We start from the raw sequence: 22,704 nt of genomic DNA, 5'->3' as shown, positions 1-22,704 counted from the left end.
TCTATTGCCTGGCTAGCCTGCGCTTCGAAAACGGGCAATAAAGCGGGAAAGATCCTCCAGCTTTTGCGGATCTTCATCAACAAAGCGGATTGTTACGCTGACAAAATCCGTATCCTGCCGCTTTTCCACCGCCTGTAACTGGTGAACATAGCCATTCAAACGCGCTACCTGGCCCTCGGCCACTTCAATATCCACCACGGCCTGGTCGAGAATACCGGGAAACTGCTGGTCCCGCCTGGCGACCACACGCACTTCCGTGAGGGTAATATCCTTGACCACCGACCGCAGGGTGCTGTCTGAAAAACGCACCGAGGCTACGCTCATTGCCGACCTGCCAGCAGCAGTGGGTGCAATGGATGGTTGGCCCGGAGGCGCCGGTTCCCTTTTCCGGGTCAACAGAGAGGCAGACTCCTTGAACGCATCGGCAGGGCCAGCCATGGACTTGCCTCCGCGATCCATGGCGTGCTTGAGCCGCGGTCCCATTACCTTGATGATCTTGTTGCTCAGGCCCTCCGGGCTAAAGGGTTTGCCGAGATACTCGGACACCCCGCCCTTTACCGCCTCCACCACATGATCCTTGTCGCCACGGCTGGTGATCATGATAAACGGGACCTTCTCGTACTGGGGCTGCTGGCGCATCCATTGCAACAGCTCGAGGCCCGACATCTCAGGCATCTCCCAGTCACACAGGATGAGATCGAACACGGTGCGCGACATTAACGACTGGGCCCGCCGCCCGTTCTGGGCGTCCGTGGTTTCAATCACCGGGAATCGCTGGCGTACTGTGCGCTTTACCAGATCCCTAACAAAACTGGCATCGTCCACCACCAGCACTTTCAGCATTGCCATGATCAGGGCCTTTTTGTGCAAAAGTTTGTCATTGATATGGCCGAACTATAAAACAAGCCGCTACCGGGGAATAGCCAGGCTACAAAAAGACGACACAGGCATGGTTGCAGGAAACGTCAGGTTAAAGAATTGTCACCGAAAGCGGCCGACAACGGTATTTAAGGGCCGTAAAAACAGGCTACCATGAGCCTGAAATATCCACTCCAGACCGAGGTTCAGCGTGCCGACCATATTCCCAGGAGCTTTTTCAGGCAAACAGACAATTCGTCAGCTTTCATTTGCCGGAGTCCTGGCCGCAGCAAGCCTGCCCGGCATGGCCCACAGCGATGCTCTGGAGGATTTTCCCCAGTGCATCGAACGGCTGGAAAGCCAGGCGGTTGAGGCCGGAGTGTCATCGCAAACCGCCCGCGAGGTTCTGGCAAGCGCCGAATACCTGGAGCGGGTAATCGAACTGGACCGGCGCCAGCCGGAGTTCACCACCACCTTCGCGGACTATCTCAACCGCAGGGTAAATGATCAGCGTGTCAGTCAGGGGCGGGAACTGCTGCGGGAGCATCGTGAACTGCTCGACCGCGTCACCCGCGAATCCGGCGTGCCAGCCCCCTATCTGGTGGCTTTCTGGGGCCTGGAAACCAACTTTGGCTCCTATTTCGGCAAGATGCCGGTGCCCAGCTCCCTGGCGACACTGGCGTGTGACCAGCGCCGCAGCACATTCTTTACCGAGCAGCTGATTGCCGCTCTGCAAATCATAGACGAGGGCGCCATTGCAGCGGAGCAGATGGAAGGCTCCTGGGCCGGGGCCATGGGGCACGTACAGTTCATGCCTACCGTATTTCTGCGCCATGCTGTGGACGGTGACGGCGACGGCAAACGGGACCTGTGGAACAGCCTGCCGGATGCCATGATGTCAGCGGGCAATTTCCTGGAAGACCTTGGCTGGGACGGGGATTACCGCTGGGGACGGGAAGTCCTGCTGCCAGACAATTTTGATTATCAACTGGCGGACGGCCGCAAGCTTTCACTTGCGGAGTGGCGGGAGCTGGGAGTCACCGATGCCTTCGGCAATGACCTGGCCAATGAGCCCATCAAGGCCTCTCTGGTGGTCCCCTCCGGCCATCGAGGCCCGGCTTTCCTGGCCTACAAGAACTTTGGCGTGATCATGGGCTGGAACCGTTCCGAGTTCTACGCCATCGCCGTGGGACACCTGGCGGACCGGATAGCGGGCGCGGGAACCCTGCAGAATCCGCCTCCGGAAGACCTGCCGGCCCTGTCCCGGGACAACATTCTCGCCATCCAGCAGGCACTGAATGAGGAGGGCTTCGACACCGGGGAGCCGGACGGCATTATGGGCCCCAACACCCGCTCTGCCATTCGCAACTATCAGGCCAGCAATGACCTCGTGGCTGATGGCTATCCCGGCGATAGGGTTCTGGAATCGCTGGACATTACTCTCTGACCCGGCGAGGCCCCGTGATCCGAAAATCGATTCCGCGCATAATAGCTGTCGGACTTCACTGACAAGGCCTCATTACTGATGGACTCGATCACCCAGGCTGCACTGGGCGCCTCGCTGGCAGGCGCGGTTGCCGGAAAAACCCTCGGCCGCTCGGCACTTCTGATCGGTGCGGCGCTCGGCACCCTGCCGGATCTGGACGTGGTTATCGATTACGGCACCGCGGTGGCCAATTTTACCCAGCACCGGGGGTTCAGCCATTCCCTGTTCATCCTGTTTCCGCTGTCGTTTGTTATCGCCTACGCCCTGCACCGCTGGCGCCCGATTCTCAGTTACAGGCGCTGGCTCGGAGTCAGCGCGCTGATATTACTGACCCATCCGCTGCTGGATGCCTTTACCACCTATGGCACCCAGTTGTTCTGGCCCTTTGGTCCGCCTGTTGCTATCACCAGCATTTTTATCATCGACCCCCTGTATAGCCTGCCCTTGCTGGCCGGGATACTCATATTCCTGTTCCGTGGGCCGCACACCAGGTCGGTCACCGTGGGCCTGGCGTTGTCTACACTGTATCTGGGCTGGAGCCTGGCCGCCCAGCAGATCATATCGGACCGTGTCGAACCGGCCCTGGCAAAGGAAGGTCTTCAGGACGCCCCGAGAATGGTGCAGCCGATGCCCTTCAACACCATATTGTGGCGGGTCACCGTCATGGGTGAGGAACGGAGGGTGGAAATTGTCACCGGCTTCCTGGACGGAGACGGGCCAATCACCCTGGAAAGCTTTCCCCGCCATCCAGAACTGGCAGAAGCGGCGGCCGCTCTTGAAGAGGGCCGGCGGCTACAATGGTTTACGGATGGTTTCCTGAGTTACCAAAGAACCAATGGCAAGCTGGCGGCAACAGACATCCGCCTTGGCATTCCCGGAGCGCATCCTTTCACCTTCATCCTGGCGGAAGATAACGGCGAAGGTTTTACCGCGCAACCCAGTTCCCGTCTGGATCGCCCGGCTGTTGCAGGGGAACTGCTGGGCGTGTTGTGGAGCCGGATGACCGGCTCTGCCGAGGTTCTATGCCTGGCCAGCCTGTCCCTGCCACCACCGGGAGAAGGCTGTAGCTGAACATGCGCCTGGATTATTTCATCGCCACCACCACAACCCTGTCGCGCCGTGATGCGAAAAAAGCCATCAGCGCCGGCCTGGTGAAGGTGGATGATCAGACCTGCCGCAAGGCGGCCACGCCAGTGGTCCGGGAGTCGGAAATAACCTTTGAAGGGCAGCCTCTGTCGCTGCCAGGGGAACGCTACCTGATGCTTCACAAGCCCCGGGGCGTCATCAGTGCCACCACGGACAGTCAACAGCCGACGGCACTGGACCTTCTACCGGCCGGGATACGGTACGGCCTGCACATCGCCGGACGCCTGGATGCCGACACCACCGGTCTGCTGCTACTGACCACTGACGGTCAATGGTCCCACAGAATAACGTCTCCCAGGGTCAATTGTCCCAAAACCTATCGGGTCACTCTCAGGGAAGCCATTGATGAGACGGCCATTGCCCGGCTGGAGCAGGGAGTTTTACTGCGTAACGAGTCCAGACCGACTGCTCCAGCCAGGGTTCACCGGCTGGAAGACCGTCTGATCGACCTGACCATTTCCGAGGGGCGTTACCACCAGGTCCGGCGAATGCTGGCCGCGGTGGGCAATCATGTGGACAGTCTGCATCGATGGCGGATTGGAGACATCGTGTTGGACCCGGCACTGGCACCGGGACAATACCGTGAGCTGAACGCCGATGAAGTGGACTGCCTGGGCTGATCAGGTGCGCTCGAACCGCTGGGCCTTCAGATTTTTGCGGACAGAGCCGGCCTCGAAAACCTCTCCGTTCATGGCGATGTAGACACCGTGGGGTAACAGCCTGGCCGCTGCCCAGGCAAACCCGATGTTGAACGCCGCATCACTGCGACGCATGCGGGCCGGCTGCATGGCACCGGTGAGCACAATGGTCTTGCCCTTTACTGATAACAGGGCATTCGCCGTTTCGGCCATGGTGTCGGTGCCGTGGGTGATGAGAACATGCTCTGCGGGACACTGGCTGACGGCATTCCTGACGGTTTCACGGTCTTCGTCCGTCATCTCCAGGCTGTCTTTTCGCATCAGGCCGGAAACTGAAAAGCCTTCATGGATGTTGGATTCCGCAAGCAGCTCTCCGACCAGGCTGTCACCGATGTCAAACTCACTGTTGGCATCGAAGTACACCTTGTCGATGGTACCGCCGGTGGTGAATATTTCGATCATTGGCCGTCAATCCTGAAGGTTTCGACGTCAGTTGACACTGACAGAGGCGCTGTCAGAGGAGGCATAGGCCGCGTTCTTTTTCTGCTCATAGGCCCGGGCCGCACCCGCCACACTGCCGCCGGCCCCGGTGGTCAACCAGCGCTTGATCCGCCCGGCATCCCCCATCGGTGAGCGGGTACCCAGGGAGTCCAGCAATACGGTCACGACCGGTCGGCCATCCATTTCCGAGAGCATAACCAGGCAGCGCCCTGCCGCGGACAGATAGCCGGTTTTACTGACCCCGACGCCCCAGCTGTCGCGATGCACCAGGGCATTGGTATTGCCGAACGCAAGGCGATAACGGGGCTGCCGGAAATGCCCGCTGAAATAACGGGTGGTGGAATATTCCCGGATCTGCGGATGCTTGCTGGCAGCCCGGACCAGGCGCACCAGGTCCGCCGCCGTGGAGCGATTGTTAACCGAAAGCCCGGTCGGATCCACAAACCTGGTATTCATCATGCCCAGCTGTCGGGCCTTTGCGTTCATCGCCTCGACAAAGGCGTCGTAGCCACCCGGGTGATGGCCGGCCAGGGTGTAGGCTGCGAAGTTTTCCGACGACATCAACGCGATCCGCAGAACGTCGCCGCGCCTCAGTTCAGAGCCGACGCGAATGCGGGTGTAAGCATTTGCCGGCGCCGGGATATGGCGCTCCCTGAACTCCAGCCATTCGCGCAATGGCTCCCCGGAGTCCATCACCACCAGCGCTGTCATCAGTTTGGTGATGGAGGCGATGGGTACCGGACGATCGGCGTTCTTGCCATACACCAACTCGTCGGTATCCGCGTAAGCCACCGCTGCGTTGACCGATGCCAGCCTCAGCTCTGCCCTTTCCAGCGCACTGGCAGGGGACAGAGTCAATGCAAGGAACACTGCCAACACCAGAAATCCGGCCGATCGGATCATCTTTCTAACCCTTCTTGTATTTGCCCACACGCTTGCCACCCAGGTTCAGCCTGCCACTATAGCAGCCATAGTGACTGCTGGCAGCGGTCAGGGCTTATCCGTCACCGCACCTTCCGAGGCCGAGCCTACCGTGCGCGCATACTTGGCCAGCACTCCCCGGGTAAATCTCGGAGCTGGCTCTGACCATGCTTTGTGGCGACGCTCCATTTCCTCACTGGAAATGTCCAGTTCGATACGATTGGCAACGGCATCAATGGTTATGGTGTCACCGTTTTCAACCAGCGCCAACGGCCCGCCTTCAGCGGCTTCCGGAGTGATATGGCCGACCACGAAACCGTGACTGCCTCCTGAAAAGCGCCCGTCGGTAATCAGCGCCACATCGTTACCCAGGCCTTTACCCATGATTGCAGAGGTGGGCGTCAGCATCTCGCGCATGCCGGGGCCGCCTTTCGGGCCTTCATAGCGGATGACCAGTACGTCGCCGGCCACCACGGTACCATCCATGATCCGCTCCTGAGCTTCCTCCTCGGAATGGAACACCCGCGCACGACCGGTGAAATGGGTGCCCTCCTTGCCGGTGATCTTGGCGACAGCGCCGGTAGGCGCCAGGTTGCCATACAGAATCCGCAAATGGCTGTCCGCCTTGATCGGATTGTCAAAGGCACGAATGATGTCCTGGCTTTCCGGATAGGGAGCGACATCATTCAGGTTTTCGGCCATCGTCTGCCCGGTAACGGTCATGCAGCCGCCATGGAGCATGCCCTTGTCCAGCAGCATCTTCATCAATGGTTGTATACCGCCAATCGCCACCAGCTCTGACATCATGTAATGGCCGCTGGGGCGCAGGTCCGCCAGCACCGGCACCCGTTTGCCAATGTCCACGAAATCATCCAGTGACAACTCTACCCCGACAGTGCTGGCCATCGCCAGCAGATGCAGCACCGCGTTGGTGGAGCCGCCCAGGGCAATCACCACCGTAATGGCGTTTTCAAAAGCTTCACGGGTCATGATGTCGGAGGGTTTGATGTCCCGCTCCAGCAGATTGAGCACCGCGGCTCCGGCGGCGCGGCAGTCAGCCGCCTTGGTCTCGGAAATCGCGTTCTGGGCCGAGCTGCCCGGCAGGCTCATACCCATGGCCTCAATGGCCGAGGCCATGGTGTTGGCGGTGTACATGCCACCACAGGACCCGGGGCCCGGGATGGCGGTTTCCTCGATCTGCTTCACTTCAATCAGATCCAGATCGCCGCGGGCATGGGCCCCTACCGCCTCGAAGACAGAGATGATGTCGGTATGGTTCTCGCCCGGCATGATGGTGCCGCCGTAGACAAACACCGAAGGCCGGTTCAGCCGCGCCAGGCCCATCATGCAGCCGGGCATGTTCTTGTCGCAGCCGCCAATGGCAACCAGCCCGTCAAACCCTTCACACCCGGCCACGGTTTCAATGGAGTCGGCGATAACTTCCCGCGATACCAGCGAGTATTTCATTCCCTCGGTGCCATTGGCGATGCCATCGGACACCGTAATGGTGTTGAACGTCAGGCTTTTGCCGCCGGCCTCGTCGGCTCCGGCCGCAGACTCTTCCGCCAGCCGGTTGATGTGCATGTTGCAGGGGGTCAGGTTGCTCCAGGTGGAGGCAATACCGATCTGTGGTTTGCGGAAATCTTCGTCAGTAAAGCCCACGGCCCGCAGCATGGCCCGACTTGCCGATTTTCCGAGACCGTCCACCACTGGGGACGAATAGCGGCGGCGCTTGTCTTCTGTCATCGCGTTACTCTCCTGTTAGCCACCGGCAAACCCGGCACTGTTGCTGTCATGAACGTGAGATTGGCAGAAACGCCCGATGACAGCAATAAAACCCTGGCGTCGGAAGCGCCGCCACGTGCTGGCCCGAAACCCGCCCGAATGGTACTGTAAGGTTCCCGCACCTGGTGGGACCCTGTCATTGGTAGCCCGCCCTTTTAACCGGAGCCGTATCCTTTTCATGAGAATTGTCATTCGTTATTTTTTCCGCACACTTCGACTGATCCTGACACCGTTTATGCTGATCAGCGAGAAAATCAGTACTCCCAAGAGCATCGACCGGTCCCCTGAAGAGCAGGCCCGCGTGGATGCTGCCTGCAAAAACCTGGCGCTTTACCAGTTCAGCGCCTGCCCCTTCTGTATCAAGGTCCGCAAGGAAATGGCCCGGCTCGGACTGAACATCGAAACCCGCGATGCCCAGCACAATGACAGCCACCGTGAAGCGCTTGCCGCCGGCGGTGGCCGGGTAAAGGTACCCTGCCTGTTGATCGGGGAGAACAGTGACAACGAGCAATGGCTGTACGAGTCTGACGACATCAAATCCTGGCTGCAGCAGCGGTTCGAACCGGCTCGCTCCTGACCGCCCTCGACACCCCCCTGGTGAAGAGACAGTCAAACAAGATGTAGGTCCGAATGATCTGCATCAACGGTTTTTCAGATGCTGGCTTCTATAATCGCTTCATATCACGAAGCCATGGAGGCCCGTCATGTCGTCCCCTATAAACCCTGAATCCGGCAACAGGCCTGTCTCTGATTACGAGCGCTGGCGGCGGGGCTATGGCGTGATCCGGCACTCCGAAACCACTTGTGACCAGGCCCGGACCATGGCCGGCAAACTGGTGGCCGCCGGGCTTCAACCTGATACCGCAACCGTCTATCGCAAGCTCGCCTGCCTGGATCTGCTGGCCAGCGCCGGCCTCTGGCTGGTGGCGCACATGACCTATACCAGCCGGGTGGATGTGAGCGGCACGCCCCTGTTGCCCAGCGATTTCAAAACCAACCCCGAGGGCCATACCGGCGGTGCCCTGAACATGATCCCCGCCTACGCTGCCTATATGGCGCTGAACAACCTGACCGGCCAGACCCGAAGCTGGCTGATGGGCCAGGGGCATTGTGTCGCCGCGATTGATGCACTGAATGTGCTGACAGGCAACCTGCACCCTGAACAACAGGACCGTTACCGGGGCAGGAACGGACTATCGCGCCTGGTGTCCGATTTCTACAGCTACCGCCAGCGGCCGGATGGTGGCATGGACGCCCCCCTGGGCAGCCATGTTGGCCCCCACACGGCGGGGGGAATCATGGAAGGTGGCTACCTCGGTTTTGCCGAACTGCAATATACCCACATGCCGCTGCCGGGTGAGTCACTGGTGGCCTTTCTGTCTGATGGCGCTGCGGAGGAGCAACGCGGTAGCGACTGGGTTCCGCGCTGGTGGCGAGCGGAGGATTGCGGCGCAGTGATGCCCATCATGATTGCCAATGGCCGGCGAATTGAGCAGCGCACTGAACTGGGCACCCACGAAGGTCTGGAACGGTTTGGCGAACATCTTTCGCACTGCGGTTTCGAGCCGCTTTATTTTGATGGCCGTGATCCGGCGGCCTTTGTTTGCGCCCTGTTCAACATGGAGCAAACCTTGAACCGTTATCGCGAGCAGGCCCGGAGCGGGACGCTTCGCTATCCTGCTGCAATTCCCTACGGCATCGCCGAAACCACCAAGGGTTACGGCTTTTATGGCGCCGGCAGCAATGCTGCCCACAACCTGCCACTGCCCGGGAATCCAAAAATTGACACCAGGGCCAGGGAACTGTTCCACCACCACGCCGGTTTGCTGTGGGTGCCACCGGAGCAACTTGCCGATGCCGTCAGCCAGCTCAACCAGCATCGGCAACAGCAACGCCCACTGGAGCGGGACCATGCACTGGCGACACGCCATCCGCCAGATCCTGTTATGCCAGCACTGCCGCCTTCACAGGACTTCGGCTCACCAATGCTGGCAGTCGACGATTTCTTCACCGCCCTGGTGCGGCAAAATCCAGGGTTACGGGCCAGGGTCGGCAACCCGGACGAACTGGCCAGCAATCGCCTGGAGAGCGTACTCAATGGCCTTAAACACCGGGTGAACTGTCCTGAAAATGAACAGGAATCCGTACACGGGCAGATCATTACCGCTCTCAACGAGGAAGCCGTGGTGTCCGCCTGCCTTGCCAACAAGGCCGGGCTGAACCTGGTGGCCAGCTACGAAGCCTTCTGCGTAAAAATGCTGGGGGCCATTCGCCAGGAACTGATCTTTGCCCGCCAGCAGAAGGAGATCGGCAGGCCGGCCAACTGGCTCGGTTTTCCGGTGATTGCCACCTCACACACCTGGGAAAATGGCAAGAACCAGCAATCCCACCAGGACACCACCTTTTGCGAGAGTCTGCTGGGGGAAATGAGCGATGTCAGCCGGGTTCTCTTTCCGGCGGACTACAACAGCACCCTGGAGGCGCTGCCCGGTGTCTACCTGGGGCGTGGGCAACTGGCCTGCATGGTGATACCGAAACGTGACCGGCCGGTGGTGTTTGACCGGAAAGAAGCTCAGGCCCTGGCAAAAAACGGTGCCCTTGTGGTGGATGAGGACACCTCCCCCGGCGAACCAGTAATGCTGATTGCCAATGGTGCCTACCAGCTCTCCGAAATGATCCGCGCCAGCGAGCGGTTACGGGAAACCGGGACCCCGTTCAGGCTGGTGTATGTGCAGGAACCCGGCCGCTTCCGCGAACCCCGGGACACCATCGAGGCCGCGCAGTGCGCCCGCGATCTTGAGCAGGAACGGCTGTTTCCCCGCAGAATGAAGCGCCGGGTTGCCCTCACCCACATGCGCCCGGAGGTATTTCGCGGCCACTTGTCCCCGCTGTTTCCAGAGCCGTCAAAATCCCGTGTTCTGGGCTATATAAACCGTGGCGGCACGCTCAATGAAGCCGGCATGCTGTTTGCCAACCGCTGCTCCTGGGCCCATGCCTTGGCAGCCTGTGCGGACGTTATGGAACGCCCGCCCGGCGAGTGGCTGTCCAGCGCCGAGCTGGCTGCCATTGAGGGCCGTGGCGACGCTGCCATCATAACCCGGAGCCAGAGCTGACGGAGTCATCGGCTCCCTTGCCCCATCGACGCCTGAGCCAGGTCTCCAGCTCCAGCACCAGCAGCACCACAACCCCGGCAGCGCCGGCAAAGACCAGGGCCCCGACCGTGAGCGGCGCGGTACCGAACGTCTGGTGGAATAACGGCAGGTAGGTAAACAGCAACTGCAACAGGATAACGGCACCCACCGCCAGCAACACGATGGGAGTGCCCAGCACCCCGCGCAGGGTTATGGAGGCAGTGTCCAGATAACGCACCGCGAACAGGTAAAAAACTTCCATTGCCACCAGCGTGTTCACCGCCAGCGTTCGCGCCATCGCTTCATTATCAAACCGGAACATCGCCCAGTACCAGGCGGCAAAAATGCCAATCAGGAACAGCAGGGATACAAAAGCGACGCGCCAGACAACGAAACCTGCCAACAGCGACTCGTCCCGGGGCCGGGGCGGGCGCTTCATGACGCCCGGTTCAGCAGGTTCAAAGGCCAGGGTCATCGCCAGGATCACCGAACCCACCAGGTTCACCCAGAGTATCTGCAACGCCGAGATGGGCAACGACAGCCCCAGCAGCAGGGCTGTGATAAGACTGATGGATTCACCTCCGTTAATCGGCAGCATGAAGGCGATCGCCTTTTTGAGATTGGCATAGACCGTGCGACCCTCCCGCACCGCTGCGGCAATACTGGCAAAATTGTCATCCAGCAACACCACCGATGCAGCCTCACGAGCCGCTTCCGAACCCTTGACCCCCATGGCAATACCAACATCCGCGCGTTTGAGGGCCGGTGCGTCATTCACGCCATCCCCGGTCATGGCGACCACACCGTGCAGAGCCTGCAACGCCTCTACCAGGCGCAATTTGTGTTCGGGGCTGGTGCGGGCGAAAATATCCACGTCACCGGCGACCTGCGTCAACTCCTTCTCATCCAGTTGATCCAGCTCCTTACCGGTGATCACGCGGGTGGTGTTCTCAAGCCCCAGCCGCGCACCGATGGCACTGGCGGTCATGGCATGGTCGCCGGTAATCATCTTTACCCGGATACCGGCGTCATGGCAGTCCTGGATGGCCTGGATCGCCTCCTGCCGCGGAGGGTCCAGAAGACCGACAAGCCCCAGCAGTTCCAACCCTTCCTCAACATCCTCCACCGCCAGCGTATTCTGCGACGGATCGACTGGCCAGCGGGCCAGAGCCAGTACCCGAAGACCCTCGGAGGCCAGCTCGGAAACCACAGCGGTCCAGGCCTCCCGATCCAGCGACGAGGTATCACCGCTGTCAGTCACCATGCCGGTACACATTTCCAGGATCCGTTCGGGAGCACCCTTTACGTAGACCACGCCGTGGCGATGGTGGTCATGGTTGAGCGTCGCCATGAAGCGGTTATCGGTATCAAAGGGGACTTCATCGGCCCGCGGCCACTGCCGGCCATCAGTCTCCGGATCAAACCCAGCCTTCTGGGCGAATACCTTGAGAGCCCCCTCCATGGGGTCACCGGCAACCCGGATTGTGCCCTCATGGCGCTCCAGGTGGGCGTCATTGCACAAGGCTGCGGCCCTGGCCAACTCGTCCAGCAGTGCACTGCCATCGGCCAGATCGCTGCCGTCGCGAATGTCTCCCTCAGGCTCGTAACCTTCACCCTCTATATCCAGGCGTTTCCCGGCCGCCACCGCCGCCGTCACCATCATTTCGTTGCGAGTCAGGGTTCCGGTTTTATCGGAGCAGATCACCGATACAGCCCCGAGAGTTTCAATCACCGGCATTCTGCGAACAACGGCGTGACGGCTGGCCATCCTGCGGACGCCGATGGCCAGCGTGATGGTAAGAATGGCTGGCAGCCCCTCGGGAATGGCCGCCACGGTCAGGCCCACAACCGCCATGAAGAGTTCACGAAGCGGGAGCCCGCTCAGGGCCAGCCCACCACCAAATATCACCACGCCGGCAACAATGATGATCAGTGACAGGTAACGGGCAAAACGGTCAATCTGTTCGAGCAGCGGCGTTTTGAGTGTGGCGGTATCCTGCAGCAGGCCGGAAATCCGGCCAATTTCGGTCTCCGGTCCTGTCCTCACGACCACGCCGCGGCCGGTGCCGGTTGCTACCATGGTGCCGGAAAACGCCATATTGAGCTGATCACCGAGGACCGCATCCGCTGGCTGAACATCGGTGGTTTTATTTACCGGTTCGGATTCTCCGGTAAGCACTGCCTCTTCAATTTTAAGGTTATGGCAACGCTCCAGCCGGATGTCAGCCGGTACCCGGTCACCCGGCTCCAACAGCACGGTATCACCAGGCACCAGCTCGGCCGCATCGATCTTCTTCTGGCCCCCATCCCGCAGCACAATTGCCCTGGGTGCCAGCATATGTCTGATCGCGGAGAGCGCCTGTTCGGCTTTACCTTCCTGTATGAAACCCACCAGAGTCTGGATAACCACCACCGCAAGAATCACCGTGGTATCCACCCAATGGCCCAACAGCGCCGTAATCACTGCTGCCGTGATCAGTACATAAATCAGGAAGTTTTTGAGCTGGTTGCCCAGGCGGGCCAACGGACCGCGGCGGCGGGCTTCCGGAAGGCGGTTGTGGCCAAATTTACTCAGCCTCTCGGACACCGCCTGCGCGGTCAGTGGGCCGGTTGCAGACAGATCCGAACGAACCTTGTCAGCATCCATGGCGTGCCAGTGCAGCTCACGATTGCCGGAGGATTCGTCGGATCCGGATTGAGGTGGTTCAGACGATGACATTGCCGGACTTCCTGGCCAGATACCTCCTGCTATTGAACCCGGACGCAGACCCGGAGGGGTTGTTTCAGGTCAATAATAAGCCTGTTCGGCCGGCGATGCCGGCCAGCAAGCCCACCTGTCGACAATACCCACTAGCCCTGAATGAACACCGGGCCGAAGCCATAATTCCAGAGGATAACGGACCCGACGCGGGTGGAGACCAGAATCACCAGGGCGACGGTCAGCAATGCTCCCGCGTACATGACCGCCCGGTCCTTGTGGATGCCCATGACAATGGGCAGACCGTCATACATCAGCTTGGCGCCGTAACCGGCGGCTACCAGAAACACGATGGCATTGAACCAGGGCACCGGATAAAGCAACGCAAATCCCGCCAGGAACAGCGGGGTGCACGAGTAGGACGCCAGTGCCAGGCCATTGGACGGCACCAGCTCCTCGTTGGCGCCGTAGGTCTTGGCCATCCAGTTAATGGCGTAACCAAGGGCAAATACGCCCACCAGCATTGCCAGGTAGGTAAGCACACTCATCTGGAAGGCGCTGATTTCCGTCAACTTGATCAGACGGTCGTTACCAACAGTCCAACCAAAATGCGCCGTGGAGATGTAGGCACAGATCGGCGCGATCGCCGCCAGAACCAGTACGTAGGCCACATACAGCCTTCTGGGAGGCGCGTGTTCCTTGCGAATTTCCGCCCACTCGCTATTGGGATGGGTAAACAGGCCAAACGCGTGATTCAGAAGCATAGCTCGACCCTCTTGGGTTGATATTGTTATTGATTGTCATAATTACGTTGTGCGGGCGTCAACAGATCAGGCCCTGCCTGCCCTTAACTATAGTCAAGAATTGCAGAAGGAAAAGCCGCAGGAACATGAAATAGTGCCAGTTTCCCGTTTCAACTCGTCCGCGGATCTGTGCGACTGACCACAGCATTATCGCGGTGGTGATCGCGGAAGCTGAGCAGGCTTTCAACCCCGGTAAAATCCACCAGACCGCGAAAATCGACCCAGTCCACCAGGCTATACAGGCAAATCGCCGGATAGTTCCATTCATGGAACAGGCCCTCATCAACCATGGCCGCCAGGGTGCGCATGGTCAACATGATGCGCTCCCGCTGAAGGTTGAAAAACATCAGGTTCTCGCTGGTGTCGATACCCGATCGGGACGACAGCAACAGGATAACGGCGGAATCATTGGCGGCATCGATCAGCGTCAGCTGGTTTTCCTGATCCCAGGTCAGGGGGCTGAGGCCCTGCTGTTCGCTGAAGTAGCGGGCGATCACCCGTGAATCATACACTTCCTGGTCACCGTCAATCAGCATGGGAATTTTCAGGGCCGGATTGTGGCGCCTGAGCTCGTCCCTGCCCTCACCGTAAATGTCGAGGTTCACGAACTCATAGTCGTTATCAGCCAGTAGCAGCCGGATGCGCCGGACGTAGGGGGACGTGGTAGAACCAATCAGTTTCATGAAATCTCCTTGTTGCAGTGGGGTTACTGACCCAGCAGCGATTCGGGGTCAGTAAACTCGTAGCCTGTGGCTTCCGCCACCTCACGGAAGGTCACCCTGCCCTGATAGACGTTGAGGCCATTGCGTAAGTGGTGATCGTCTCTCATCGCCTGCTCGGGGCCCTTGTTGGCCAGGGCGGCAATGAAAGGCAGAGTGACATTATTCAGCGCCAGTGTAGAGGTTCTGGCAACCCCACCCGGCATATTGGCAACGCAATAGTGCACTACACCCTCCACCACATAGGTGGGGGCATCGTGGGTAGTGGCCCTTGAGGTTTCGGTACACCCGCCCTGGTCGATAGCCACATCCACGATCACACTGCCCTCCGGCATCCTGCTGATCATGTCGCGGGTGACCAGTTTGGGCGCAGACGCCCCGGGGATCAGAACGCCACCAATGACCAGATCCGATCCGGTGACCGCTTCCTCCAGGGTGGCTGCCGTGGAAAACAGAGTGCTGATACGGTTGCCATACAGATGATCAAGATTTCTCAGCACGTCCATATTCCGGTCCAGCACCGTCACCTGGGCGCCCAGCCCGATGGCCATGGCCACGGCGTTCTGACCGACCACGCCGCCGCCAATCACCGTGACCCGAGCCGGACTGACTCCCGGCACACCGCCCAGCAGGACACCGCGGCCACCCATGGATTTTTCCAGACAATGGGCCCCCGCCTGGATCGACATCCGGCCCGCCACTTCCGACATGGGTGCCAGTAGCGGCAATCGTCCGTGACCATCGGTCACTGTTTCATAGGCAATGCAGGTGGCTCCGGATTTCACCAGGTCATCCGTCTGTTCCTGGTCCGGCGCCAGGTGCAGATAGGTAAACAGGGTGTGCCCCGGTGTCAGCAATGCCCGCTCATCGGGTTGCGGCTCCTTGACCTTCACGATCAGGTCGCTGGCTGCAAATACCGCCGGGCCATCGTCAAGAATCCGTGCGCCTGCCTTGCGATAATCCTCGTCGCCGAACCCGATCGCCGAACCGGCATCTGCCTCGATATAGACATGGTGCCCGTGGCCGCAGAGTTCATGGACAGCGGCAGGGGTCATCCCTACCCGGTACTCATGGTTCTTGATTTCCTTCGGTACACCGATCTTCATGCTTTGCCCCTTGAATCCGTCCGGTAAACGATGTGTCATCTGCTAGAGTGTAGTAAAAGTCTGGCACTGGCATCAGCAATTGAATGCATCGGTTCAAGGGGCTCCGGCGTAAAACTCCGGGCCAACCACAGGCAATCGACCCAAATGGAGCAGGAACGAATGAATAATGACAAGCACACAGCCGCCGCTTCCTTTTCGAGGCCCGCGACACTTTCTCTCGCCCTGGCCCTTGCCCTGGCAAACGCACAGGTATCAGCCGAGATGCAGACAGAAACCGTTGAGTATGAAGTTAACGGCAAGACCTTCACCGGCTACATGGCTTACGACAGCGAAGCCGATGGCAAGCGGCCCGGCGTTCTTGTGGTTCATGAATGGTGGGGACACAATGAATTTGCGCGGGAGCAGGCCGAGAAACTTGCGGCGGCAGGCTATACAGCATTCGCCCTCGACATGTATGGGTCGGGCAAACTCGCAGAACACCCGGAGGATGCCCAAAGTTTCATGAAGGAGGCGACGAAGGACATGGACCAGGTCAAGGCCCGGTTTACCGCCGCCATGGAATTACTGCAACAGCACGACAGCGTCGACAGTGACAGGATTGCCGCCCAGGGATACTGCTTCGGCGGCGCTGTGGTGCTGAACATGGCCCGCCTGGGTGTGGATCTGGACGCCGTGGTCAGTTATCACGGCGCTCTGGGAAGTCCCATCAAGGCGGAAGCTGGCAAGGTTCAGCCGCGGATTCACGTCTACACCGGTGGGGCCGACCATATGGTACCCTCAGATCAGGTTGCCGGCCTGGTAAAAGAAATGCAGGACGCCGAAGCCGACCTGACCCTGGTGAGCTTCCCGGGAGTTCTGCACTCCTTTACCAACCCTGGCGCAGACAGGATCGCCGAAGAATTCGACATGCCCGTCGCTTATGATGAGGATGCCGCAGGTCGCTCCTGGGAAGGCACCATGCGGCTGTACGAGGACGTCTTCAACGACTGAGGCGGACTGAGGCGTGAAGTCAGAGGGCACCTTCTATGGTGGCCCTCACCTCTGCCCGCACGGCATCCACCTCACGACCCGCCGTGGCTACCGGCGGATGTATGACGATATCGATAATGCCCGGCGAGAAGGCAGCTGTTCCCTTGGGCAGACGGTCATGAGAGCCCCGTATCGTTACCGGTAGAATGGGCAGCCCGCCATCACGGGCAATCACAAACCCGCCTTTCTTGAACGGAAGCAGTTGCCCATCCCAGGACCGGGTCCCCTCGGGGAATATCAGGATACTGGTGCCCTCGGGTAACTGTGCCACACCTCGCTTGATGCTCTGCAGCGCATCACTGCCCCTGGATCGGTCGATAAACAGGTTGCGTGAGGTTTCCAGTGCCAGGCCAAACAGGGGCACTTTGCGCAGCTCTTTCTTGATCACCCAGCGGTATTGCAGACCCAGCGCCAGGACCAGCGCAGGGGGATCGTAGTAGGACGCATGATTGCTGAGGATCACGTAGCGTTGGGCGGGATCAATGTGCTCCCTTCCGCTGACACGAAGGCGAATACCGGTGAGCTTGAGAATGCACCAGGCATACACCTGGGTACCGTGAAAGGCGGCATTACCGCTTCGGGCGGCAAGTGCGGCAACTACTATGGGCAAAAACAGGATCAGGGTGAGCAGCGCAGCCCATACCAGTATCCAGACAGCTTTCAGGATTTTCAGCATAAGGGGCCCTGGGCAATATAACGGCTCGACACACACAAACGGCAGGGTATAAAAGATGTCATATCCGGGAAGAAATCACAAAACACACACGCACAAAAAAAGGCAGCCGAAGCTGCCTTTCTGGCGCTAACAACTATCCCTTAGATAGGAGTTACGTTTTCCGCCTGAGGACCTTTCTGGCCCTGGGTAACGGTGAACTCGACTTGCTGGCCTTCTGCCAGGGTCTTGAAACCGCTGCCCTGAATTGCGCTGTAGTGAACGAATACGTCCGGGCCGCCTTCACGAGTGATAAAGCCAAAGCCTTTAGCTTCGTTGAAGAACTTAACAGTGCCGGTAGTAGTAGACATACTTAAACATTCCTGAAATCAATCATTTTATCTTGCCGCCAGGCCATCATCATGATGCCCGATCAGCGTTTACGGAAATACAGAACTCGCGGAATCAAAAACAGGACGGTCACTACTAACTGCGGAGTACGTCTTATTCATGAAAGCTTTGCTGAATCTTTCCTACGAAAATAACTTTACTCTTTGTTACCTGGATTGCCAAGCCTATTTTGAATATTTTGCATACGTAGTGATACCCATCATCCGCGGACCAGGCCAAAGGTGTAAATTCCCAGCGCCGTCATAAGGATAGAGCCGATGACATGGGCCATTATTCCGGCCAGGGCCATGCTCCACTTGCCTTCCTGGATCGCTGAAAGCATCTCGAGGGAGAAGGTGGAGAAGGTGGTAAGGGCACCACAAAGGCCGGTAATGGCGAACAGGCGCCACTCGGGGGCCAGGGAGCTGCCATGGACAAAGTAGCCGATCAGCAGGCCCACCAGCCAGCCGCCGGACAGGTTGGCTGCCAGGGTTCCGTAGGGGATGGCGTGGTAACTGCTGTTGAGCCAGAGGCCCAGGGCCCATCTCAGGTTAGCGCCTATGACGGCTCCGGCGCTTACGGCCAGGATTGATAACCACATTCTTATGCATCACCTCGTATTTAGCGTTCAGCCTTCCCGGTTGCTTCGCCTCCGAACTCGCCCTAGGCTGAACGAAATGCGGAGAAACCACCATTATGCCCAACAACAAGAAAGCACAGATGCAGAAAGAATTCGACTACATCGTAATAGGCGCCGGCACCGCTGGCTGCCTGCTTGCCAACCGCCTGAGCGCCGACCCGGCCAACCGGGTCCTGCTGATCGAAGCGGGCGGTCGGGACAACTACCACTGGATCCACATTCCGGTAGGTTACCTGTACTGCATCGATAACCCTCGCACCGACTGGTGCTTCCGCACCGAACCGGACCCCGGTCTTAACGGGCGCTCGCTGATCTATCCCCGGGGTAAAACCCTGGGCGGCTGCTCCAGCATCAACGGGATGCTCTACATTCGCGGCCAGGCCCGGGATTACAACCAGTGGGCGGAGATCACCGGCGACGCCGCATGGAGCTGGGGCAACTGCCTGCCCGACTTCATGCGCCACGAGGACCACTACCGCCTGGATGACGGCGGCGACGCCGATACCGAGCACGACAAGTACCACGGCCATGGCGGCGAGTGGCGGGTGGAACACCAGCGCCTGAAATGGAAAGTGCTGGAAGACTTTGCCACGGCCTGCGTCGAGGCCGGCATTCCCCGGACCCGGGATTTCAACCGCGGTGACAATGAGGGTGTGGACTATTTTGAAGTAAACCAGCGCTCGGGCTGGCGCTGGAACACCCGCAAGGCCTTCCTCCGGGGCGTCGAGAAACGCCCCAACCTGACACTCTGGCACTCCACCCACGTACTTGGCCTGGAAACCGAAGCCAGTGATTCCGGGCCACGCTGCACGGGGGTGCGCGCTGAACGCCCGGGTGACGGCAAAGTCGTTGCCCGGGCGGAACGGGAGGTTATCCTCTGCGCCGGTGCCATCGGCTCACCGCAACTGCTGCAACTTTCCGGCATCGGCCCGGCCGATCTTCTGACAGAACATGGTATTGATGTCGTCAAAGACCTCCCCGGCGTTGGCGAGAACCTGCAGGACCACCTGCAGATCCGTTCCGTTTACAAGGTAAAGGGGGTCACCACCCTGAACACCATGGTCAATTCACTGGCCGGCAAGGCCCGCATCGGGCTGGAATATCTGCTGACCCGTTCCGGACCCATGAGCATGGCGCCGTCACAGCTGTGTCTGTTCACCCGCAGCTCCATGGAGTACGACTACGCCAATATTGAATACCACGTCCAGCCCCTGAGCCTGGACGCCTTCGGACAGCCGCTGCATGACTTTCCGGCCATCACCGCCAGCGTCTGCAACCTGAACCCGACCAGCCGTGGTAGCGTGCGTATCCGCAGCAACGATCCCAAACAGCCACCAGCCATTGCCCCCAATTACCTGAGCACACCGGAAGACCGGAAAGTGGCCGCGGACTCACTGCGGGTGACGCGGCGCATCGCCGAACAGCCCGCCTTCATGCAGTACCAGCCGGAAGAATTCAAGCCCGGCCTGGAGTACCAGACTGACGACGATCTCACCAGGCTGGCCGGCGACATCGGCACCACCATCTTCCATCCTGTGGGTACCACCCGGATGGGAGCCGCCGACGATGAGCTCGCCGTGGTGGACCCTCACCTGCGAGTGCGGGGGGTGGCCGGCCTGCGGGTCGTTGATGCCAGCGTGATGCCCACCATTACCAGTGGCAACACCAACTCCCCCACCCTGATGATTGCGGAAAAAGCCGCCCGCTGGATCCTGGGCGGCGATTAACCCCGATCAGGTCGGGGTGTGGTCGATCAGCGTGTCCTTGTTGCGGGCAAACTCGTCAAACGGGAAGTCATCGACGGTCAGCATTTCCAGCACGGTGGATTCATACTGGCGCATGAAGTCGGCCTCTTCCTTGGTAAAGATGTCCGCCTTCAGAGCAGCCTCAAAGCGCTCCTCAGGATGCAGGGCCTGCATCGGCAGTTGGCCTTTGGCGTAAGCTTTGGTTGCCTTGCGGTATAGCTGCTCGGCCTTGTCGTAGTCTTTCAACAGGCCGTTGTAACGGGCTATCGGATTCTCCACCGTGCCCTCGCCGTTGGTGGTCCAAACCGGTGTCAGCAATTTTTCCCGTACCGGGCTATCAGTCGAGATAGCGCGGGCCAGTTTGCGGGACAGGTCGTCGTGGGGTTTGTCCCAGCGACGGCCCAGCGGCATGGTAATGGCCCGCAGCGCCAGGGCTACCGGACGGTTGGGCAGATTCTGGAGGAATTCATCCATGGCATTTTCCGCGCGATACAGCAACAGCGCCATGCTGTATTCCATCAGGTCCCGTTCGCCGTCCACCGGCTGGGTTTCGTGCCAGTTCTTGAGCACCATGGAAGCCAGGTAGAGATTCGCCAGAACGTCACCGAGACGGGCGGAGATCAGCTCGCGCATTTTCAGCTCGGAGCCCAGCGTGGTCATGGCGGCGTCTGCGCACAGACCGAAGGCGGCGCTGAAGCGGGCCACGCCCTGCGCGTACTTACGGGCAGCATGGTCAAACGGCACATCGGCCTTACCGATACCCAGCGCCTGGGTGAAGGCACGGGCAGCGTTGCCGAAGATCAGGCCGGCGTGGCTGAAGAAGGCATCATCGAAAGCGTCGATGTCATCCTTGTCTTTCGCCGCCAGTTCCCTGAGCACGTAGGGATGACAGCGGATCGCACCCTGACCGAAGATCATCAGGCTGCGGGTCATGATGTTGGCGCCCTCCACGGTGATGGACACCGCCGCGCCGCTGAAGCCGATACCCAGGTAGTTACGGGGCCCGAGGGTAACGGTTTTACCACCGTGTACGTCCATGGCGTCGGTGAGGACCGCGCGCTGCATTTCGGTCAGGTGATATTTCAGGATGGCGGAGGGGACAGCCGGCTTCTCGCCCTTGTCGATCATGTTGGCGGTCTGGTTCACCGCAGACTGGGCAATATAGGTCTGAGCGGCAATACGGGCCAATGGCTCCTGCACGCCTTCCATATCCGCCACCGGGGTGTTGAACTGACGGCGTATGCGGGTAAAGCCGCCGGCGGTGCCGACGGAGTAGGCCGCAGCGCCGGCAGCCCCGGACGGCAATGTGATGCAGCGCCCGACGGAGAGGCATTCAACCAGCATGCGCCAGCCCTGCCCGGCCATTTCCTGGCCACCGATGATGTAGTCCAGCGGAATGAACACATCGTTGCCCTTGATGGGGCCGTTCATGAACGGTGTGCCAATGGGGCAGTGACGACGGCCGATTTCCATGCCCTTGGTGTTGCGGGGAATCAGTGCACAGGTAACGCCGTAATCCTTGGTGTCGCCCAGCAGGCCATCCGGGTCGAACATGCGGAAGGCCAGGCCCACCACGGTGGCGACCGGCGCCAGGGTGATCCAGCGCTTCTCGAAGTTAAGGCGCAGCCCCAACACTTCCTTGCCCTCGAACTCGCCCTTGCAGACGATACCGGTATCCGGCAGTGAGGTGGCGTCGGAACCAGCGCGGGGGCCGGTGAGGCCGAAACAGGGAATTTCGCGGCCATCGGCCAGGCGCGGCAGGTAATGGTTCTTCTGCTCGTCAGTGCCGTATTTGACCAGTAACTCGCCAGGACCGAGAGAGTTGGGCACACCGACGGTGACCATCAGCATTTCGTTGCCCGCCAGCTTCTGCAATACCGCCGTCTGGGCCTTGGCGGAGAAATGCAGGCCGCCGTATTCCTCGGGAATGATCATCCCGAAGAATCCTTCCTTCTTGAGGAAGTCCCACAGCTCCTCCGGCAGATCCGCACGTTCAACCGCCAGATCCCAGGCGTTGCACATGGCAATCGCCTGGGTGCACTGGTTGTCCACAAACGACTGCTCTTTTTCAGACAGGCCGATGTTGCGGTTGATCAGCAGGTTATGCCAGTCGGGGCGACCGGTGAACAGTTCACCATCCCAACTGACGGTGCCTGCCTCAAGGGCCACCTTTTCGGTATCCGAAACCTTCGGGGCCACCTTCTTGAACATGGCGAACACCCTTGGGGTCAGCCAGCTCTGGCGGAATCCGGGCAGGCCGGCTGCCGCTGTAATGGCGGCACCGATAAACAGGATCAGCGCCAGCACACCTGACGCGAAGAACAGCGAAAGCAGGCCTGTTACAACCATGACCCCGATCGCGGGCTTGGCTCCGGATTCCCTGCGCATCACAGCAAGGAGCCCGGCAACAGCAACAAGAAACAGTATGAAAGTCATCATGGATACTCTCTGTCGTC

Annotated in this window: 19 protein-coding genes; 7 read left to right on the top strand and 12 right to left on the bottom strand. The window is 59.8% G+C overall.

Annotated elements, in window-relative coordinates; all coding sequences use genetic code 11:
- Positions 1-12 precede the first annotated feature (12 nt).
- A complete protein-coding gene (locus DIT71_RS00765) occupies positions 13-849 on the bottom strand; it encodes a response regulator (RefSeq protein ID WP_114611765.1) in 837 nt (278 codons plus the stop codon).
- Positions 850-1,162: 313 nt separating this feature from the next.
- Between DIT71_RS00765 and DIT71_RS00760 the strand changes: the two genes are divergently transcribed.
- From DIT71_RS00760 to DIT71_RS00750, 3 genes are all read left to right on the top strand, one after another.
- Positions 1,163-2,305: a lytic murein transglycosylase gene (locus DIT71_RS00760; RefSeq protein WP_114611296.1), complete on the top strand. Its 1,143-nt coding sequence runs from the start codon at positions 1,163-1,165 to the stop codon at positions 2,303-2,305.
- A gap of 78 nt (positions 2,306-2,383) precedes the next feature.
- Positions 2,384-3,415 (top strand): metal-dependent hydrolase, encoded by a 1,032-nt coding sequence (locus tag DIT71_RS00755; protein WP_114611295.1) that lies wholly within the window; start codon positions 2,384-2,386, stop codon positions 3,413-3,415.
- Between the two features lie 2 nt (positions 3,416-3,417).
- The gene (locus DIT71_RS00750) at positions 3,418-4,110 is read left to right on the top strand and encodes a pseudouridine synthase (RefSeq protein WP_114611294.1); all 693 of its coding nucleotides are present in this window, start codon (positions 3,418-3,420) and stop codon (positions 4,108-4,110) included.
- Here DIT71_RS00750 and DIT71_RS00745 read toward each other — a convergent pair whose 3' ends face one another.
- The 3 genes from DIT71_RS00745 to ilvD form a co-directional block, all read right to left on the bottom strand.
- Positions 4,111-4,590 carry an asparaginase domain-containing protein gene (locus tag DIT71_RS00745; RefSeq protein ID WP_114611293.1) on the bottom strand — a complete coding sequence of 160 codons (480 nt, stop codon included), beginning with the start codon at positions 4,588-4,590 and terminating at the stop codon, positions 4,111-4,113. It lies immediately after the preceding gene.
- Positions 4,591-4,617: 27 nt separating this feature from the next.
- Positions 4,618-5,532, bottom strand: coding sequence for a D-alanyl-D-alanine endopeptidase (gene pbpG, locus DIT71_RS00740; protein ID WP_114611292.1), 915 nt, complete (start codon positions 5,530-5,532; stop codon positions 4,618-4,620).
- An 87-nt stretch (positions 5,533-5,619) separates the two neighbouring features.
- Positions 5,620-7,296, bottom strand: a complete 1,677-nt coding sequence (ilvD, locus tag DIT71_RS00735) for a dihydroxy-acid dehydratase (RefSeq protein WP_114611291.1) — start codon at positions 7,294-7,296, stop codon at positions 5,620-5,622.
- Between the two features lie 217 nt (positions 7,297-7,513).
- Here ilvD and DIT71_RS00730 point away from each other — a divergent pair, with 217 nt between their 5' ends.
- Positions 7,514-7,912: a glutaredoxin family protein gene (locus tag DIT71_RS00730; RefSeq protein WP_114611290.1), complete on the top strand. Its 399-nt coding sequence runs from the start codon at positions 7,514-7,516 to the stop codon at positions 7,910-7,912.
- Positions 7,913-8,039: 127 nt separating this feature from the next.
- On the top strand, positions 8,040-10,448 hold the full coding sequence (locus DIT71_RS00725; RefSeq protein WP_114611289.1) for a phosphoketolase family protein: 2,409 nt from the start codon (positions 8,040-8,042) through the stop codon (positions 10,446-10,448).
- Here DIT71_RS00725 and DIT71_RS00720 read toward each other — a convergent pair.
- The 4 genes from DIT71_RS00720 to ald form a co-directional block, all read right to left on the bottom strand.
- A complete protein-coding gene (locus tag DIT71_RS00720; RefSeq protein WP_114611288.1) occupies positions 10,426-13,185 on the bottom strand; it encodes a cation-translocating P-type ATPase in 2,760 nt (919 codons plus the stop codon). The two genes, DIT71_RS00725 and DIT71_RS00720, sit on opposite strands and share 23 nt — an antisense overlap.
- A 131-nt stretch (positions 13,186-13,316) precedes the next feature.
- Positions 13,317-13,928: a Yip1 family protein gene (locus DIT71_RS00715; protein WP_114611287.1), complete on the bottom strand. Its 612-nt coding sequence runs from the start codon at positions 13,926-13,928 to the stop codon at positions 13,317-13,319.
- Between the two features lie 149 nt (positions 13,929-14,077).
- Positions 14,078-14,650, bottom strand: a complete 573-nt coding sequence (locus DIT71_RS00710; RefSeq protein WP_114611286.1) for a glutathione S-transferase N-terminal domain-containing protein — start codon at positions 14,648-14,650, stop codon at positions 14,078-14,080.
- Between the two features lie 23 nt (positions 14,651-14,673).
- Positions 14,674-15,792, bottom strand: a complete 1,119-nt coding sequence (gene ald / locus DIT71_RS00705; RefSeq protein WP_114611285.1) for an alanine dehydrogenase — start codon at positions 15,790-15,792, stop codon at positions 14,674-14,676.
- 159 nt (positions 15,793-15,951) lie between these two features.
- On the opposite strand from ald, the gene DIT71_RS00700 reads away from it, so the two are divergent.
- Positions 15,952-16,782 (top strand): dienelactone hydrolase family protein, encoded by an 831-nt coding sequence (locus DIT71_RS00700; protein WP_114611764.1) that lies wholly within the window; start codon positions 15,952-15,954, stop codon positions 16,780-16,782.
- 19 nt (positions 16,783-16,801) lie between these two features.
- Here DIT71_RS00700 and DIT71_RS00695 read toward each other — a convergent pair whose 3' ends face one another.
- The 3 genes from DIT71_RS00695 to crcB form a co-directional block, all read right to left on the bottom strand.
- Complete coding sequence (locus tag DIT71_RS00695) at positions 16,802-17,497, bottom strand: lysophospholipid acyltransferase family protein (RefSeq protein ID WP_114611284.1); 696 nt, start codon at positions 17,495-17,497, stop codon at positions 16,802-16,804.
- Between the two features lie 140 nt (positions 17,498-17,637).
- Positions 17,638-17,844 carry a cold-shock protein gene (locus DIT71_RS00690; protein ID WP_114611283.1) on the bottom strand — a complete coding sequence of 69 codons (207 nt, stop codon included), beginning with the start codon at positions 17,842-17,844 and terminating at the stop codon, positions 17,638-17,640.
- Positions 17,845-18,083: 239 nt separating this feature from the next.
- Positions 18,084-18,464, bottom strand: a complete 381-nt coding sequence (gene crcB, locus DIT71_RS00685) for a fluoride efflux transporter CrcB (protein WP_114611282.1) — start codon at positions 18,462-18,464, stop codon at positions 18,084-18,086.
- A 95-nt stretch (positions 18,465-18,559) separates the two neighbouring features.
- On the opposite strand from crcB, the gene DIT71_RS00680 reads away from it, so the two are divergent.
- A complete protein-coding gene (locus tag DIT71_RS00680; RefSeq protein ID WP_114611281.1) occupies positions 18,560-20,230 on the top strand; it encodes a GMC family oxidoreductase in 1,671 nt (556 codons plus the stop codon).
- Positions 20,231-20,236: 6 nt separating this feature from the next.
- On the opposite strand, the gene DIT71_RS00675 is transcribed toward DIT71_RS00680, so the two are convergent.
- A complete protein-coding gene (locus tag DIT71_RS00675) occupies positions 20,237-22,684 on the bottom strand; it encodes an acyl-CoA dehydrogenase (RefSeq protein WP_244311911.1) in 2,448 nt (815 codons plus the stop codon).
- Positions 22,685-22,704: the final 20 nt, after the last annotated feature.

Origin of the sequence: Marinobacter vulgaris, assembly GCF_003344045.1 — a bacterium.
GTDB lineage: Bacteria > Pseudomonadota > Gammaproteobacteria > Pseudomonadales > Oleiphilaceae > Marinobacter > Marinobacter vulgaris.
This window is presented reverse-complemented; position numbering and strand designations above follow the sequence as displayed.

What these genes read in the sequence shown, in the direction of transcription:
- DIT71_RS00675 (WP_244311911.1), bottom strand. Translation starts at nt 22,684, where the DNA reads ATGACTTTCATACTGTTTCTTGTTGCTGTTGCCGGGCTCCTTGCTGTG.
- DIT71_RS00680 (WP_114611281.1), top strand. Translation starts at nt 18,560, where the DNA reads ATGCCCAACAACAAGAAAGCACAGATGCAGAAAGAATTCGACTACATC.
- DIT71_RS00695 (WP_114611284.1), bottom strand. Translation starts at nt 17,497, where the DNA reads ATGCTGAAAATCCTGAAAGCTGTCTGGATACTGGTATGGGCTGCGCTG.
- DIT71_RS00725 (WP_114611289.1), top strand. Translation starts at nt 8,040, where the DNA reads ATGTCGTCCCCTATAAACCCTGAATCCGGCAACAGGCCTGTCTCTGAT.
- DIT71_RS00745 (WP_114611293.1), bottom strand. Translation starts at nt 4,590, where the DNA reads ATGATCGAAATATTCACCACCGGCGGTACCATCGACAAGGTGTACTTC.
- DIT71_RS00690 (WP_114611283.1), bottom strand. Translation starts at nt 17,844, where the DNA reads ATGTCTACTACTACCGGCACTGTTAAGTTCTTCAACGAAGCTAAAGGC.
- DIT71_RS00765 (WP_114611765.1), bottom strand. Translation starts at nt 849, where the DNA reads ATGGCAATGCTGAAAGTGCTGGTGGTGGACGATGCCAGTTTTGTTAGG.
- ald (WP_114611285.1), bottom strand. Translation starts at nt 15,792, where the DNA reads ATGAAGATCGGTGTACCGAAGGAAATCAAGAACCATGAGTACCGGGTA.
- DIT71_RS00730 (WP_114611290.1), top strand. Translation starts at nt 7,514, where the DNA reads ATGAGAATTGTCATTCGTTATTTTTTCCGCACACTTCGACTGATCCTG.
- DIT71_RS00760 (WP_114611296.1), top strand. Translation starts at nt 1,163, where the DNA reads ATGGCCCACAGCGATGCTCTGGAGGATTTTCCCCAGTGCATCGAACGG.
- DIT71_RS00700 (WP_114611764.1), top strand. Translation starts at nt 15,952, where the DNA reads ATGAATAATGACAAGCACACAGCCGCCGCTTCCTTTTCGAGGCCCGCG.
- DIT71_RS00720 (WP_114611288.1), bottom strand. Translation starts at nt 13,185, where the DNA reads ATGTCATCGTCTGAACCACCTCAATCCGGATCCGACGAATCCTCCGGC.
- DIT71_RS00710 (WP_114611286.1), bottom strand. Translation starts at nt 14,650, where the DNA reads ATGAAACTGATTGGTTCTACCACGTCCCCCTACGTCCGGCGCATCCGG.
- pbpG (WP_114611292.1), bottom strand. Translation starts at nt 5,532, where the DNA reads ATGATCCGATCGGCCGGATTTCTGGTGTTGGCAGTGTTCCTTGCATTG.
- crcB (WP_114611282.1), bottom strand. Translation starts at nt 18,464, where the DNA reads ATGTGGTTATCAATCCTGGCCGTAAGCGCCGGAGCCGTCATAGGCGCT.
- DIT71_RS00715 (WP_114611287.1), bottom strand. Translation starts at nt 13,928, where the DNA reads ATGCTTCTGAATCACGCGTTTGGCCTGTTTACCCATCCCAATAGCGAG.
- DIT71_RS00750 (WP_114611294.1), top strand. Translation starts at nt 3,418, where the DNA reads ATGCGCCTGGATTATTTCATCGCCACCACCACAACCCTGTCGCGCCGT.
- ilvD (WP_114611291.1), bottom strand. Translation starts at nt 7,296, where the DNA reads ATGACAGAAGACAAGCGCCGCCGCTATTCGTCCCCAGTGGTGGACGGT.
- DIT71_RS00755 (WP_114611295.1), top strand. Translation starts at nt 2,384, where the DNA reads ATGGACTCGATCACCCAGGCTGCACTGGGCGCCTCGCTGGCAGGCGCG.